At 63.3% G+C, this 15,739-nt stretch carries 8 protein-coding genes, 3 rRNA genes and 1 riboswitch; of the genes, 1 reads left to right on the top strand and 10 read right to left on the bottom strand.

Annotated elements, in window-relative coordinates; genetic code table 11:
* Positions 1–41 precede the first annotated feature (41 nt).
* The 4 genes from ACQP2E_RS02100 to ACQP2E_RS02085 are packed head-to-tail and all read right to left on the bottom strand — an operon-like array spanning position 42 to position 3,746.
* Entirely contained in the window at positions 42–920 is an 879-nt protein-coding gene (locus tag ACQP2E_RS02100) for an NAD(P)H-binding protein (RefSeq protein ID WP_433828201.1), read from the bottom strand.
* Between the two features lie 10 nt (positions 921–930).
* Positions 931–1,698: an ATP-binding cassette domain-containing protein gene (locus ACQP2E_RS02095; RefSeq protein ID WP_433828200.1), complete on the bottom strand. Its 768-nt coding sequence runs from the start codon at positions 1,696–1,698 to the stop codon at positions 931–933.
* Positions 1,695–2,705, bottom strand: a complete 1,011-nt coding sequence (locus tag ACQP2E_RS02090) for an ABC transporter permease (RefSeq protein WP_433828199.1) — start codon at positions 2,703–2,705, stop codon at positions 1,695–1,697. Before ACQP2E_RS02090 ends, ACQP2E_RS02095 begins: the two co-directional genes overlap by 4 nt.
* Before the next feature lie 3 nt (positions 2,706–2,708).
* Positions 2,709–3,746 carry a substrate-binding domain-containing protein gene (locus ACQP2E_RS02085; RefSeq protein WP_433828198.1) on the bottom strand — a complete coding sequence of 346 codons (1,038 nt, stop codon included), beginning with the start codon at positions 3,744–3,746 and terminating at the stop codon, positions 2,709–2,711.
* Positions 3,747–3,859: 113 nt separating this feature from the next.
* Here ACQP2E_RS02085 and ACQP2E_RS02080 point away from each other — a divergent pair, with 113 nt between their 5' ends.
* Entirely contained in the window at positions 3,860–4,855 is a 996-nt protein-coding gene (locus ACQP2E_RS02080; RefSeq protein WP_433828197.1) for a LacI family DNA-binding transcriptional regulator, read from the top strand.
* On the opposite strand, the gene ACQP2E_RS02075 is transcribed toward ACQP2E_RS02080, so the two are convergent.
* The 6 genes from ACQP2E_RS02075 to ACQP2E_RS02050 form a co-directional block, all read right to left on the bottom strand.
* Positions 4,842–6,998, bottom strand: coding sequence for a discoidin domain-containing protein (locus ACQP2E_RS02075; protein ID WP_433828196.1), 2,157 nt, complete (start codon positions 6,996–6,998; stop codon positions 4,842–4,844). The genes ACQP2E_RS02080 and ACQP2E_RS02075 overlap by 14 nt on opposite strands.
* Before the next feature lie 349 nt (positions 6,999–7,347).
* Complete coding sequence (locus ACQP2E_RS02070; protein ID WP_433828195.1) at positions 7,348–8,772, bottom strand: glycine hydroxymethyltransferase; 1,425 nt, start codon at positions 8,770–8,772, stop codon at positions 7,348–7,350.
* A 20-nt stretch (positions 8,773–8,792) separates the two neighbouring features.
* Positions 8,793–8,883, bottom strand: a riboswitch (ZMP/ZTP riboswitch).
* Positions 8,884–9,521: 638 nt separating this feature from the next.
* Positions 9,522–9,638: ribosomal RNA gene (gene rrf / locus ACQP2E_RS02065) — 5S ribosomal RNA — on the bottom strand.
* Between the two features lie 104 nt (positions 9,639–9,742).
* Positions 9,743–12,857 (bottom strand): 23S ribosomal RNA (locus ACQP2E_RS02060).
* A 353-nt stretch (positions 12,858–13,210) separates the two neighbouring features.
* Positions 13,211–14,725 (bottom strand): 16S ribosomal RNA (locus ACQP2E_RS02055).
* Together the 16S, 23S and 5S rRNA genes form the textbook arrangement of a ribosomal RNA operon.
* A gap of 527 nt (positions 14,726–15,252) precedes the next feature.
* Complete coding sequence (locus ACQP2E_RS02050) at positions 15,253–15,735, bottom strand: ATP-binding protein (protein ID WP_433828194.1); 483 nt, start codon at positions 15,733–15,735, stop codon at positions 15,253–15,255.
* Positions 15,736–15,739 lie beyond the last annotated feature (4 nt).

Below are 15,739 nucleotides of genomic sequence, written 5' to 3'. Positions count from 1 at the left end.
GCCCTTCATCGTCGCGGCGTGCTGCCCCTTGAGGGAAACCGTCAGGCCGCGAGCGCCGGTGCGAGAGTGCTGGCCACCCACGAGGCCAGAGTGGTAGGTGTGGTGGTCACCGCGGTACGCGACTGCTCCGGCGTGAACCCGTCGCGCAAACCGGCGGTCATCCCGATCAGCCCGGCCACCGCCGCGTCGGAGAGGCCGGCCTGGCTCAGTCCGGCCGCCACCGCCTCGTCCGGCACCACGTCCAAGCTGATCTTCCGGCCGATCATCAGGCCGACGATTTCGGCGACCTCGGACCAGGTCAGGTCGCGGGGGCCGTGCACGGCCTGGACCACGGTGCCGGACCAGTGGCCGGCGAGCAGCAGGGCGGCCGCCACCTCGCCGACGTCACGCGGGTCGACCCACGGCATCGGCCGGTCGGCCGGCATCGTGGTGGTGAGCCGGCCGTCGCGCAGCTCGTCGAGGTTCCCGAGCAGGTTCGTGAAGTAGTAACCGTTGCGCAGCACCGCCACATGCGCCCCGATGTCGGTGAACGCCTCCTCGGACCGGGCCAGCCCGTCGATCAGGCCGGCCCCGTGGCCACGTTCAGCTCCGACGCTGCTGATCAGCACGATTCGGCGTACCCGATGGTGTTCTGCCGCGGCGGCACCCGCCGCCGCCATCGCGCTCATCTCAGCCAGCGGATCCGCGGCGGTGAAGTTCTCCGGCGTGATCCAGAGCAGCGTGTCGAGGCCTTCGATCGCTGCCGAGAGTGCCGTCGGGTCGAGCAGGTCGCACTGGGCGATCTCGGACAGCTCGGCGGTGCCGGAATCCAGCCGCGCCGGATCCCGGACCAGTAACCGTGGGCGGACACCGGCTTGGATCAGCAGACGGACCGCGCGGGATCCGACGTTTCCGGTGGCGCCTGTGATTCCGATAGTCATGCCGTACGTATTACCCCTCAGGCGGCGGTGCGGCACCCGTCATGATGGCGACCGCGTCCGACATGCTGTGCGATTTCGGAGTGATAACCGCGATCCGGCGGCCGAGCCGCTGGATGTGGATCCGGTCCGCCACCTCGAAGACGTGCGGCATGTTGTGGCTGATCAGGATCACCGGAAGGCCACGATCCCGGACGTCGCGGATCAACTGGAGCACCCGGTTGCTCTCCTTCACACCGAGAGCCGCGGTGGGCTCGTCGAGGATCACCACCTTGCTGCCGAACGCGGCGGACCGGGCCACCGCGACCGCCTGCCGCTGACCGCCGGAGAGCGATTCGACGGCCTGGCGGATGTTCTGCAGGGTGCCGACGCCCAGGTCGCTCATGTGCCGCCGGGCTTCCGAACGCATGTGTTTGCGGTCCAGCATCCGGAAGATCGATCCCAACGGGCCGGATCGGCGCTCCTCCCGGCCGAGGAAGAGGTTGTCGGCGATGTCCAGGCCAGGCGCGACCGCGAGGGTCTGGTAGACGGTCTCGATGCCGGCCGCACGAGCGTCCATCGGGTTGCGGAAGCGGACCGCATCACCGTCCAGCCGGATCTCGCCGCTGTCCGGCACCAGCGCACCGGACAACGCCTTGATCAGGCTGGACTTGCCGGCGCCGTTGTCACCGATCACCGCGAGGATCTCACCGGGGTAGAGCTCCAGGTCGCTGCCGTCGATCGCGACGACCCGGCCGTACCGTTTGGTCAGGCTCCTCGCTTCGAGCACCGGCGTCGTCATGCCTTCACCTTCCTGATCCACTGGTCGAGGGAGACGGCGATCAGCACGAGCAGGCCGATCGCGAAGCCCTGCCAGACCACCTCGACGCCGGCCAGTTGCAGGCCGTTGCGGAAGACGCCGACGATCAGCGCCCCGATCAGGGTGCCGATCACGCCACCGCGGCCGCCGAAGAGGCTGGTGCCGCCGAGCACCACCGCGGTGATCGAGTCGAGGTTGTACTCGGTGCCCACGTTCGGGCTGGCTGACGCGAGCCGTCCGATCAGGATCCAGCCGGCGATCGCGTAGAGCAGGCCCGCGATCGTGTAGACCGAGAAGAGCACCCGCCCGGTACGGATACCCGCCAGCCGGGCCGCTTCCACGTCGTCACCGGTGGCGTAGACGTGTTTGCCCCAGGCCGTCCAGCTCAGCGCGTAGAAGAAGAACCCGAACAGCACGAGCATCACGATCGAGCCGTAGGTGACCTGGAACTGCCCGAAACGGATGCTCTCGCCGGTCCAGGTCATCAGGCCGGGCATGTCGGCGCCGCGTACCGTCTCGCTCTGGCTGACCACCGCGTTGAGTGAGAAAAAGATGGTCAGCGTGCCGAGCGTGACGATGAACGGTGGCAGTTTTATTCGCGTCACCAGGAACCCGTTGAGCGCGCCCATCGCCGTGCCGCAGGCCAGGCCGAGCAGCAGCGCGAGGACGCCGGGCATCCCGGCTTTCACGCAGAAGTTCGCCATCAGGATCGACGAGAAGACCGCGATCGCGCCGGCCGACAGGTCGATGCCGGCAGTCAGGATGATCAGCGTCTGCCCGAGGGCGAGCGTCGCGATGACGGTCACCTGCGCGAGCACCAGCGACAGGTTCGCCGCCGCGATGAAGCGCTGGTTGACGATGGAGAAGGCGACGGTCGCCACGAGGAGCACGGCGAGCGGGCCGAGCACCGGGTTGCCGTGCAGCACGTGCTGCACCCGCAACCCGATCGAGTCACGGTTCCGAACCTCGAAGTCGGTGCTGGTCGTCATCACTCAGCCCCAGCAGTTCTGCGCGCCCCACGCGGAGTCCTTGGCCTCCACGCCGGTCTGCGGGTCGTCGGTGATCAGTTGCACACCGGTGTCGACGAACGTCTTCCCGGCGGTGTTCTGCGGTTTGGTGCCGTCCTTCGCGTACGCCGAGATGGCCTCGACGCCGAGCTGCGCCATCTTGAGCGGGAACTGCATCGAGGTCGCGCCGATCACACCGTTCTTGACGTTGTCCACGCCCGGGCAGCCGCCGTCGATCGAGACGATCGTGACGTCCGAGTCCTTGCCGGCCGACTTGAGCGCCTGGTACGCGCCGGCCGCCGCCGGTTCGTTGATCGTGTAGACCAGATTGATCGACGGGTCCTTCTGGAGCAGGTTCTCCATCGCGGTACGCCCGCCGTCCTCGTTGCCGTCGGTGACGTCGTGCCCGACGATCCGCGGGTCGTTCTCGTCGCCGATCTTGTTCGGGTCTCCGTTGGTGATACCGAATCCCTCGAGGAATCCCTGATCACGCTGCACGTCGACGGAGACCTGGTTCGCGTTGAGATCGAGCATCGCGATCTTCGCCTGCGTGCCGTCGGCATCGAACTTGGCTTTCGCCCACTGCCCGATCAGCTTGCCGGCCTGATAGTTGTCGGTCGCGAATGTGGCATCGGCCGCGTCCGCCGGGTCGGTCGGCGTATCGAGGGCGATGACCAGCATGTTCGCCTGCTTCGCCTTGTCGATCGAGGGCACGATCGCCTTGGAGTCGCTCGGTGTGATCAGGAAACCCTTGGCACCGGCCGAGATCAGGTTCTCGATCGCCTGCACCTGGGCCTCGTTGTCGCCGTCCTGTTTGCCGGCGAACGATTGCAGCTCGACGCCCTGCTGCTCGGCCGCGGCCTGGGCGCCCTCTCGCATCTTCACGAAGAACGGGTTCGTATCGGTCTTGGTGATCAACCCGACCACCGGTTCGCCACCGGCGTCGTCGCCACCGCAGCCCGCTGCCGCGGCGACCATCACCAGGGCAAAACCGGCCTGTAGGACTTTGGATCTATTGCGCATCTCTCCTCCCAATCCGGGAGACAACGTTGTCTTGGAGTAGACGCCCAGGCTTCCGGAGTGTCAACAATGAGTTTCCAATGTGTTGCACTGCGTGATGATCCACGGGAGTCGCTATGAGTCGGCCGACCATGAACGATGTGGCGCGTACCGCCGGCGTGAGCCTGAAGACCGTCTCCCGGGTGGTGAACGGCGAGCCCACCGTCACCCCGGACCTCGCCGCCCGGGTACGCGCCGCCGTCGAAACCCTGGATTACCGCCCGCACCTGGGCGCCAGCCTGCTGCGCCGCAACGACCGTCGCACCAGGATGATCGGCGTACTGCTGGAGGACGTGTCCAACCCGTTCTCCGGTGTGCTGCACCGGGCGATCGAGGAGGAGGCGCACGCTCGCGGTGTGGATGTGCTGACCGGCAGCCTCGGCGAGGACGAGCGACGGGAACGCGAGTTGGCGCGGGCGTTCCGGCAGCGGCAGACCGACGGGCTCATCGTCGCCCCGACCGGTTCTGATCAGACATACCTGAGCCGTTTCACCGGCACCCCGATCGTCTTCGTGGACCGGCAGCCGTCCGGATTCCTGGCCGACACGGTGGTCTCCACAAACGTCGCGGGCGCAGCCGCCGCGGTCCGTCACCTCGTCGCGCACGGGCACCGGCGGATCGCGTTCCTCGGCGACAACCAGCGGATACCGACCGCGCGGGAACGCTTCCGCGGTTATCTGCAGGCGCTCGGCCACCGGTCCGGACCGGTCGTGCACGGACTACGCGGCGAGGCGGCAGCCGAGCGCGCCACGATCGCGCTGTTACGCCGCGCCGACGCACCGACCGCCCTCTTCACCAGCCAGAACCTGATCACCATCGGCGCGGTCCGGGCACTGCGGCGACTGGACCGGCACCGCTCGGTCGCGCTTGTCGGATTCGACGACTTCCCCCTCGCTGACCTGCTCGAACCGGCGGTCACCGTGATCGCACAGTACCCCGCCCGGATAGGCCGCGTGGCCGCCGGCGCGCTCTTCGAGCGCATCGACGGCCACGACGGCCCGCCGCGCGAGATCCGGGTGGCGACAACCCTGATCGCGCGAGGCAGCGGAGAGATCCTGGTTACGGGAAATTGACCACGTACGACGGTACGGTCGCCGTGCCCTGAGCAGGACCGCCGGTGTTGTTGACGACGTGGTCGATGACCCCGTTGCCGCCGAGCGAGACGGTCAGCAGGTTGTGCAGCTTCACCCCTGCGTTCACCGGCACCTCGAAGCCCCGATCCGCATGGATCGACGGGTTCACGTTGAAGTAGCAGTAACTACCCATCCCCCACGCCTCGTGCGTGGTCACCGAGTCCGCCACCTTGTACGCCGCGTAACCGTTCGCACCGGTACGCCAGGCCGCCTGGGTCGGCGGGTCGTACGGCTTCTCGTTCTGCAGGAAGTACGTCCGGCCACCGTTGCCGTTCCACTGCACCTCGTACTTCTGGTAATGCTCGACGAACAGGCCGTACGCCGTGACGTTCTGCCCGTTGACGATCAGCCCGGAGTCAGCCGTGTTGATCGTCCAGCCGTACGTGCCGGCGTTGCCGTGGTCGGCACGCCACGCCCAGATGTGGTCGATGATGACGTTGTTGCTGTTGACCAGCAGGCTGTTGGTGGCCTTGCCGGCGATGTAACCGCCGATCCGGAAGAAGACGTCCTGGACCGTGCTCGGGTTCGCGGCGTGGCTGGCGTTCGAACCCGCCGGGCCGAGCACCAGCAGGTTCGCCGAGTTGGTGGTGCCGGCGTCGAACAGGATGCCGGCGATCTTCACGCCGTCCACATCGGCCACCTGCATCGGCGTGACGCCGCCGACCGGGATCAGCGTCGCGTAACCGAGACCGAGGACCACGGTGTTCGCCCGGGTCACGTTGATGGTCTGGTTGATCTGGTAGATGCCCGGTGTGAAGAGAAGGTTCAGCCCCTGCGCCAGCGCCGCGTTGATCGTCGCGACCGAGTCACCGGGCTTGGCGACGTAGAACTGCGACAGCGGGAGCGTGCTGCCCGGGGTGTTGCCGTTCGCCCAGGTCACACCGGAGGTGTTCGACTGGAGGCTCGGCACGAAGACGCCGCCGTTGTAGAGGTAGGGCTTCTCCCGGATCACCGGAGTGGCCGGGATAGTGGTGTACGGCGGGTTCGGGAAGCCCTGCGCCGGCGCACCCTGCACACCGACGAACATCTGATTCCAGACGGCGTTGGTGTTCGAGCCGATCTGGCTGTTGCGGGTGAACCACTGCTGCTGCGAGTACTGCCCCTCGGAACCGCTGATCCGGGAATCCGAGATGTAACCGCCGGACGCCCAGCCGTACCCGTTCGGCGCCAGGTTCAGGTCGCCGTGGATGTCCATCCGGCGGAATGGCGCGGCCTGCGAGACGGCCCAGCGGTTGGCACCGCTGACCGGGTAGACGGAGATGTTCTCCACCGAGCGCCAGAAGTTCTGGGTGGCGTTGCCCTGGAACCAGCCGGCATCGACGGTGATGTCCCCGTTGATTCGCACGTCCTGCGGGTTCTGACCGAGACCGATCACCGAGGTGTAGAAGCCGACCTGAATGTTCAGGCCGTTGTAGGTGCCCGGCTGGAACGCCAGGACGTACCGGCCGGTGCCGAACTGGGCCGTCTCCTGCTGGGCGAAGATCTGGTCGGCGCGGGCCTGGATGCTCGCCGACGACATCGACGGATGGAAGACCACGACGTTGGCGCCGAGGCTGCCACCACCGGGGATCGTCGGCGTCGTGGTCTCGCCGAAGACCTTGAACTCGAAGAGCGAGTATCCGTAGCCGGTGGTTCGCTGGGTGCCGTACATCCGGACGTAGCGGCCGGTGCCGCTGACCGCCAGCGACTGGTTGCCGCCGGTCGCGGTGGTGGTCGAATAGATGGTGGTCCAGCTGGTCGCGTTCTCCGAGACCTGGATTTGGTACGCCTTCGCGGCCGCCGTCTCCCAGTTCAGCTCGACCCGGGTGATCGGCTGGGAAGTGCCGAGGTCCACCTGAATCCACTGCGGGTCGGAGAAGGCCGACGACCAGCGGGTGCCGGTGTTGCCGTCGACAGCCTCGGACGCCAGGTACGCGCCGGCCGCCTCGGTGGAGGAGGCGGTGGCCGGCTTGCCCTGGGACAGCAGGACCTCGGCGGCCTGTGCGCCGGTTGCGGTGATCGCGGTGAACCCCGCGACCAGGACGGCGACCAGGCCGGCGGCAGCGCCGAGGCGCCAAGGGGAGCGTCTCCGTGAGACGGTCATGGGTACTCCTAGGACGGGGAGTTGGGAACGGATCTTGGGAGAGCGCTCACCCAAACCGACGCTAGAAGTCGTTACCGATCGATGTCCAGGATGTTGCCGGGTTCCGGAACCGGTACCGGCTGGATGCGATTTCCGGCCCTCGCCGAGAGATCAACAGGATTGGCGCAGGTCATCACGGTTCCGTTTCGCGCCATGACGGTTGCGGCTTTGCGGGATAACGGCTTGGTCGGAACCGGTTCCGCTGGCGGCCGTCACAACAGGCACTTTGGGCGTACCGAATAAAGATGTACAAAAAGAAGCCGCCTCCGTGAGCTTGGGGCTCGCGGAGGCGGCGTTGTCGCGTAGGCGGTCAGCCCAGGGTGACCGACGGGTAGAGCGGGAACGGCGCGAGCAGCTCGGTGGCCTGCTTGCTGACCCGGTCGGAGAGGGCGGCGTCCAGGCTGAACTTCGCCTTCGAGCCCTCGGCCGGAGAGGTGGCTGACAGAACCGTGTGGATGAGCTCGGCGATCTGATCCATCTCGGACACGCCGAGGCCGCGGCTGGTCAGAGCCGGGGTGCCGACGCGGATGCCGGAGGTGTACCAGGCGCCGTTCGGGTCGGAGGGGATCGCGTTGCGGTTCGTCACGATGCCGCTGTCCAGCAGGGCCTGCTCGGCCTGCCGGCCGGTGATGCCGAACGGGTGCACGTCGATCAGCACGAGGTGGTTGTCGGTGCCGCCGGAGACCAGCTGCACACCCCGCTTCAGCAGGCCCTCGGCGAGCGCCTGGCTGTTCGTGACGATCTGCTGCGCGTAGGTGGAGAACTCCGGCCGGCGGGCCTCGGCGAACGCGATCGCCTTCGCCGCCATGACGTGCGGCAGCGGGCCGCCGAGCACCATCGGGCAACCGCGGTCGACCTGCGACGCGAGCTCGGGCTGGCAGAGCACGGCGCCACCACGCGGGCCACGCAGGCTCTTGTGCGTGGTCGTCGTGACGATGTGCGCGTGCGGGATCGGGTTGTAGTCACCGGTGAACACGCCACCAGCGACCAGACCGGCGAAGTGCGCCATGTCGACCATGAAGGTCGCGCCGACCTCGTCGGCGATCTCGCGCATGGTCGCGAAGTTCACCTTGCGCGGGTACGCCGAGTAGCCACCCACGATCACCGCGGGCTTGAACTCCTTGGCGGACTCCAGCAGCGCCTTGTAGTCGATCTGCCCGGTGCCCGGGTCGACGCCATAGCTGCGCTGGTCGAACATCTTGCCGGAGATGTTGGGGCGGAAACCGTGCGTGAGGTGACCACCGGCGTCAAGCGACATGCCGAGCAGCCGCTGGTTGCCGAAAGCCTGACGCAGCTCGGCCCACTCGGCGTCGGTCAGGTCGTTGATCTGCCGCTTCTCGAACTTCTTAAGGTACGGCACCTCGACCCGGTCGGCGAGAATGGCCCAGTAGGCGACCAGGTTCGCGTCGATGCCGGAGTGCGGCTGCACATAGGCGTACGGCGCGTCGAACAGCGCCTTGGCGTGCTCGACAGCAACCGACTCGACGGTATCCACGTTCTGGCAGCCGGCATAGAAACGGCGGCCGATGGTGCCCTCGGCGTACTTGTCGGAAAGCCAGTTGCCCATCGCGAGCAGCACGGCCGGCGAAGCGTAGTTCTCACTCGCGATCAGCTTCAGAGACTCACGCTGATCGGTGAGCTCCTGCGCAATCGCATCAGCGATCCGCGGCTCAACCGAGCGGACAACCTCAAGCGCAGCCCGAAAGGCGGTGGATTCGGCATTAAGCTCAGACATAGGACCTCCCTATCACGTAGCGAAGAGGCCCAGGCGCACGGCAAGTCGTCGTCTCGACGGAGCCGCTCCCCGATGGTCAACCATCCGAACGCGCCAGTCACGGCCCACCCAAAGCATACCGGCCAGCCCCAGCCCCCGCGCGCACTCAAACCCGACCCAAAAACGCGACCCCAACCACAAACCCCACCCACCCCACCTGCCCACCCGCCTGCCCACCCACGCCTTAGCACCCACGCCCTAGCACCCACGCCCTCACAGATCTTGTGGACTTCCCCGCCAACGGTCCGGCCAAGTCCACAAGATCGGAAGCACGACCCGCGCAGACGACACAAGCGGCCGCCAAGACCAGCGGGACCTATCGAATAAGAGCAGACAAGCAAGCCGCCAAGGACGAGTGGCGAGCAAGGGCGAGTGGCGAGCAAGCGCGAGTGGCGAGCAAGCGCGAGTGGCGAGCAAGCGCGAGTGGCGAGCCGTCACAGTGCGGGAGTCGCCTCGCGTGAAATACCGCAAGCAGTAATCAATGCCGGCGTGGACCCGCAAAGGCCGCCGAGTTTCCTCGACCACCCAGGGTGACCGAAAGTCGATCGAGTAGGCAAGGTTTTGGGGCGGGGATAGGCCACGCAGGGATCAAGCCTGACCGCCCTGCGTGGCCTATCCCCGCCCCGAAACCGTCCAAGCCGGCAGCAAAAAACGGCGCAGAAACGCAGAAAGCCCACCCGGATACCCGGGTGGGCTTTCATACAAGTTGAGTCCGGCGGCGTCCTACTCTCCCACACCCTCCCGAGTGCAGTACCATCGGCGCTGGAGGGCTTAGCTACCGGGTTCGGAATGTAACCGGGCGTTTCCCCTCCGCTATGACCACCGAAACAACGGTCAGCAGAATGACCAACCAGCAACCCGGTTCTCGAACCCGGGGTGGTTGTTCGTTTGCTGTGAATCACACAGTGGACGCGTAAGCATAAAATTTAGGGTGGTTAAGCCCTCGGCCTATTAGTACCGGTCAACTCAACACGTTACCGTGCTTACATTTCCGGCCTATCAACCCAGTAGTCTACTGGGAGCCTTACCCACTCAAGGTGGTGGGATACCTCATCTCGAAGCAGGCTTCCCGCTTAGATGCTTTCAGCGGTTATCCCTTCCGAACGTAGCCAACCAGCCATGCTCCTGGCGGAACAACTGGCACACCAGAGGTTCGTCCGTCCCGGTCCTCTCGTACTAGGGACAGCCCTTCTCAAGTATCCAACGCGCACGGCGGATAGGGACCGAACTGTCTCACGACGTTCTAAACCCAGCTCGCGTACCGCTTTAATGGGCGAACAGCCCAACCCTTGGGACCTGCTACAGCCCCAGGATGCGACGAGCCGACATCGAGGTGCCAAACCATCCCGTCGATATGGACTCTTGGGGAAGATCAGCCTGTTATCCCCGGGGTACCTTTTATCCGTTGAGCGACACCGCTTCCACACGCAAGTGCCGGATCACTAGTCCCGACTTTCGTCCCTGCTCGACCCGTCAGTCTCACAGTCAAGCTCCCTTATGCACTTACACTCAACACCTGATTGCCAACCAGGCTGAGGGAACCTTTGGGCGCCTCCGTTACCCTTTAGGAGGCAACCGCCCCAGTTAAACTACCCACCAGACACTGTCCCTCGACCCGATCAGGGCCGCAAGTTAGATACCCAAACCCAACAGAGTGGTATTTCAACAATGCCTCCACCCGAACTGGCGTCCGAGCTTCACCGGCTCCCACCTATCCTACACAATTAAATTCGGATACCAATGTCAAGCTATAGTAAAGGTCCCGGGGTCTTTCCGTCCTGCCGCGCGTAACGAGCATCTTTACTCGTACTGCAATTTCGCCGGGCCTGTGGTTGAGACAGTGGGGAAGTCGTTACGCCATTCGTGCAGGTCGGAACTTACCCGACAAGGAATTTCGCTACCTTAGGATGGTTATAGTTACCACCGCCGTTTACTGGCGCTTAAGTTCTCCGCCTCGCGATTACTCGCTAACAGGTCCCCTTAACGTTCCAGCACCGGGCAGGCGTCAGTCCATATACATCGTCTTACGACTTCGCATGGACCTGTGTTTTTAGTAAACAGTCGCTTCCCCCTGCTCTCTGCGGCCATACCACGCTCCACCCGCAAGGGGCTTCACGCGTCCGGCCCCCCTTCTCCCTAAGTTACGGGGGCAATTTGCCGAGTTCCTTAACCACAGTTCACCCGTCGCCTCGGTATTCTCTACCTGACCACCTGTGTCGGTTTAGGGTACGGGCCGCTCGAAGCTCGCTAGAGGCTTTTCTCGGCAGCATAGGATCAATGACTTCACCAGAACGGCTCGGCATCACGTCTCAGCCTCATATGCACCGCGGATTTGCCTACGGTACGGCCTACACGCTTACCCCGGCACAACCACCGGCCGGGATCATCTACCTTCCTGCGTCACCCCATCGCTAAACTACTACCCACAAAGGTCCTAGAATCCCGCATCGCCGGCCGAAGCCATTGAATTGATCAAATAGTTAGTACTATGAGGTTCGTCTTGGGCGCTTCTACGCGGGTACGGGAATATCAACCCGTTATCCATCGACTACGCCTCTCGGCCTCGCCTTAGGCCCCGACTCACCCAGGGCGGATTAGCCTGCCCCTGGAACCCTTGGTCATCCGGCGGAAGGGGTTCTCACCCTTCATTCGCTACTCATGCCTGCATTCTCACTCGTATGGCGTCCACGGCTGGATCACTCCGCCGCTTCACCCGCCATACGACGCTCCCCTACCCATCCACACACCTGAACAAGATCCTCAAGGGACCAAGCTAAGTTAATATGTGAATGCCACAGCTTCGGCGGTGTGCTTGAGCCCCGCTACATTGTCGGCGCGGAACCACTTGACCAGTGAGCTATTACGCACTCTTTAAAGGGTGGCTGCTTCTAAGCCAACCTCCTGGTTGTCAATGCGATCCCACATCCTTTTCCACTTAGCACACGCTTAGGGGCCTTAGCTGGCGATCTGGGCTGTTTCCCTCTCGACTACGAAGCTTATCCCCCGCAGTCTCACTGCCGCGCTCTCACTTACCGGCATTCGGAGTTTGGCTGATTTCAGTAAGCTTGTGGGCCCCCTAGACCATCCAGTGCTCTACCTCCGGCAAGAAACACGCGACGCTGCACCTAAATGCATTTCGGGGAGAACCAGCTATCACGGAGTTTGATTGGCCTTTCACCCCTAACCACAGGTCATCCCCCAACTTTTCAACGTTGGTGGGTTCGGTCCTCCACGTAGTCTTACCCACGCTTCAACCTGCCCATGGCTAGATCACTCCGCTTCGGGTCTAGAACATGCGACTAAAGAGCGCCCTCTTCAGACTCGCTTTCGCTACGGCTACCCCACACGGGTTAACCTCGCCACATGCCACTAACTCGCAGGCTCATTCTTCAAAAGGCACGCCATCACCACTGCTAGGGTGGCTCTGACGGATTGTAGGCGAACGGTTTCAGGTACTATTTCACTCCCCTCCCGGGGTACTTTTCACCATTCCCTCACGGTACTTGTCCGCTATCGGTCACCAGGAAGTATTCAGCCTTACCAGGTGGTCCTGGCAGATTCACAGCAGATTCTAGGAGTCCGCTGCTACTCGGGAACACCACAAAGAGGTCACACACTTTCGTCTACCGGGCTCTCACCGTCTACGGCCGACTTTCCCACGTCGTTCGACTAGCATGAAACTTTGTAACTCTTCGACTGTCTGTCAGAACAATCAAGTGGGTCCCACAACCCCGAATACGCAACCCCTGACAGGTATCACACGTATCTGGTTTAGGCTAGATCCGCTTTCGCTCGCCACTACTCACGGAATCACGGTTGTTTTCTCTTCCTACGGGTACTGAGATGTTTCACTTCCCCGCGTTCCCCTCACATGCCCTATGAATTCAGGCACGGATAACACGACATGACTCGTGCTAGGTTTCCCCATTCGGACACCCTGGGATCACAGCTAGGTTGGCAGCTCCCCCAGGCCTATCGCGGCCTCCCACGTCCTTCATCGGCTCCTGGTGCCAAGGCATCCACCGTTCGCCCTTGACAACTTAACCACAAAAAACAAGATGCTCGCGTCCACTGTGCAATTCTCAACCAACGACCAACCCACAACCCGATCAGTTCTCCACCAAAACCCCAGCAAGCTGAGCGGTATAAAGAACCAGGTCATGCCTGGCATTGAAGACCAACCACAAAGGTTGTTCTTTCAGATACCCAACAGGATGCTTGTTTTTCGCCGTCTCCCAGCCGCACCGAGAGCCCGTTCCTTCACAGCAAGCTGCGTGTACTAAGACTGATTCGGCCGTTGCCGGCAGATAACTGGCCAGTGTCTCCGCCTTTGAGCACCCCACCACCACATTCGGGCGGTGCGGGCTACTGTCCGCTTTCGCGGAAAGTTGCTCCTTAGAAAGGAGGTGATCCAGCCGCACCTTCCGGTACGGCTACCTTGTTACGACTTCGTCCCAATCGCCAGCCCCACCTTCGACGGCTCCCTCCCACAAGGGGTTAGGCCACCGGCTTCGGGTGTTGCCGACTTTCGTGACGTGACGGGCGGTGTGTACAAGGCCCGGGAACGTATTCACCGCAGCGTTGCTGATCTGCGATTACTAGCGACTCCGACTTCACGGGGTCGAGTTGCAGACCCCGATCCGAACTGAGACCGGCTTTTTGGGATTCGCTCCACCTCACGGTATCGCAGCCCTTTGTACCGGCCATTGTAGCATGCGTGAAGCCCTGGACATAAGGGGCATGATGACTTGACGTCATCCCCACCTTCCTCCGAGTTGACCCCGGCAGTCTCCCATGAGTCCCCAACTAAATGCTGGCAACATGGGACGAGGGTTGCGCTCGTTGCGGGACTTAACCCAACATCTCACGACACGAGCTGACGACAGCCATGCACCACCTGTCACCGGCCCCGAAGGACCCCGTATCTCTACGAGTTTTCCGGCGATGTCAAACCCAGGTAAGGTTCTTCGCGTTGCATCGAATTAATCCGCATGCTCCGCCGCTTGTGCGGGCCCCCGTCAATTCCTTTGAGTTTTAGCCTTGCGGCCGTACTCCCCAGGCGGGGCGCTTAATGCGTTAGCTGCGGCGCAGAAAACCGGAGAGGTCCCCCACACCTAGCGCCCAACGTTTACAGCGTGGACTACCAGGGTATCTAATCCTGTTCGCTCCCCACGCTTTCGCTCCTCAGCGTCAGTATCGGCCCAGAGACCTGCCTTCGCCATCGGTGTTCCTCCTGATATCTGCGCATTTCACCGCTACACCAGGAATTCCAGTCTCCCCTACCGAACTCTAGCCTGCCCGTATCGAATGCAAGCTCGGAGTTGAGCCCCGAGTTTTCACATTCGACGCGACAAGCCGCCTACGAGCTCTTTACGCCCAATAAATCCGGACAACGCTCGCGCCCTACGTCTTACCGCGGCTGCTGGCACGTAGTTGGCCGGCGCTTCTTCTGCAGGTACCGTCACTTGCGCTTCGTCCCTGCTGAAAGAGGTTTACAACCCGAAGGCCGTCATCCCTCACGCGGCGTCGCTGCATCAGGCTTCCGCCCATTGTGCAATATTCCCCACTGCTGCCTCCCGTAGGAGTCTGGGCCGTGTCTCAGTCCCAGTGTGGCCGGTCGCCCTCTCAGGCCGGCTACCCGTCCTCGCCTTGGTGAGCCATTACCTCACCAACAAGCTGATAGGCCGCGAGTCCATCCCAAACCGAAAAACTTTCCACCAAGCACCATGCGATGCAAAGTAATATCCGGTATTAGCCCCCGTTTCCGAGGGTTATCCCAAAGTCTGGGGCAGGTTACTCACGTGTTACTCACCCGTTCGCCGCTCGAGTACCCCGAAGGGCCTTTCCGCTCGACTTGCATGTGTTAAGCACGCCGCCAGCGTTCGTCCTGAGCCAGGATCAAACTCTCCAACAAAATCTTTGGAAAAGCGTCCCGGCAACAAACAAATGTTGCCAAAGGAATCTCCCACCCATCCCCGGTAAGAGATGGGTCGGGGTAATGCCATTATTGGCACTGGCTTATCAAGCACCCTGTTGAGTTCTCAAAGAACAACCGCACACCATCAAACCAGACCGCATTCGCGGCCTGCCCTCCGGGGCACTCGTTCAACTTTACTCTCTCGTTTTCCGGCCCGTCAAATCCGCGTTTCGGCGAAATTAAGCGGTTCGAAACTCCGTTCGAGCAACCCGCAGAACATTACACGACGCTGGGCCGTGATCAAATCTGGGGTTTGGCAGGACGGCCGCTGCGCTGAGCCTCAACTTCGGCCCTGCTTGCTCGCCCGTTTCCCTGCCGGCTTGGAAAACTTTACCCGGTCCTCCCCGCACCTCCAAATCGGCCCCCTCCCCCGTCCGTGAAGGGTGTGGCGCACGAGGTCACGGTCGATATCTGAGCAGAAATTGTATTCTCGGTACATCAACGGTCACGCACCGTAGATCGATTCAGGCGGGGAAGCTCGCCCAGACGTGTTTGCCGGCGCCGGCGCGGTACCAACCGACCTCGACCGCGAAGGTGCGGGCAAGCAACATCCCGAGGCCGCCCTGACCGAGAGGGCGCTCCACGTCGAAGCGCGGCGCCCTTTCCGGGTCGTGATCCGAAACGTCCACGATCAAGAGACCGGTGACCCGCAAAAGGCGTACCAAAGCTGGAGGGCGACCGTGCCGCAGAGCGTTGGTGGCGAGCTCGGTCGCGACCACCGCGATCCGCTCGGCGACGTCGTCATCATCGTCGTCGGCCGAAGGCCGACCAGCTGAAGACCCGGAACCCGAAGTGCAGGGACCAGCGGAAACGCCGACCAGGCCCAGCTCACCAACAGCCCGGCGCAGCTCGGCCCGGATGATCCGCAGCCCGTGATAGTCCTCGATCATCCAGCTGCCCAGCTCGACGGCACCTTTGGGAGGCACCGAGGCGGGCAGCGCGGTCATGCCG

It is taken from the genome of Actinoplanes sp. CA-015351, from assembly GCF_050955685.1.
Lineage (GTDB): Bacteria > Actinomycetota > Actinomycetes > Mycobacteriales > Micromonosporaceae > Actinoplanes.
This window is presented reverse-complemented; position numbering and strand designations above follow the sequence as displayed.

Excerpts from the sequence above, each read along its gene's own strand:
- ACQP2E_RS02100 (WP_433828201.1), bottom strand. The coding sequence starts at position 920 with ATGACTATCGGAATCACAGGCGCCACCGGAAACGTCGGATCCCGCGCG.
- ACQP2E_RS02075 (WP_433828196.1), bottom strand. The coding sequence starts at position 6,998 with ATGACCGTCTCACGGAGACGCTCCCCTTGGCGCCTCGGCGCTGCCGCC.
- ACQP2E_RS02050 (WP_433828194.1), bottom strand. The coding sequence starts at position 15,735 with ATGACCGCGCTGCCCGCCTCGGTGCCTCCCAAAGGTGCCGTCGAGCTG.
- ACQP2E_RS02090 (WP_433828199.1), bottom strand. The coding sequence starts at position 2,705 with ATGACGACCAGCACCGACTTCGAGGTTCGGAACCGTGACTCGATCGGG.
- ACQP2E_RS02070 (WP_433828195.1), bottom strand. The coding sequence starts at position 8,772 with ATGTCTGAGCTTAATGCCGAATCCACCGCCTTTCGGGCTGCGCTTGAG.
- ACQP2E_RS02085 (WP_433828198.1), bottom strand. The coding sequence starts at position 3,746 with ATGCGCAATAGATCCAAAGTCCTACAGGCCGGTTTTGCCCTGGTGATG.
- ACQP2E_RS02095 (WP_433828200.1), bottom strand. The coding sequence starts at position 1,698 with ATGACGACGCCGGTGCTCGAAGCGAGGAGCCTGACCAAACGGTACGGC.
- ACQP2E_RS02080 (WP_433828197.1), top strand. The coding sequence starts at position 3,860 with ATGAGTCGGCCGACCATGAACGATGTGGCGCGTACCGCCGGCGTGAGC.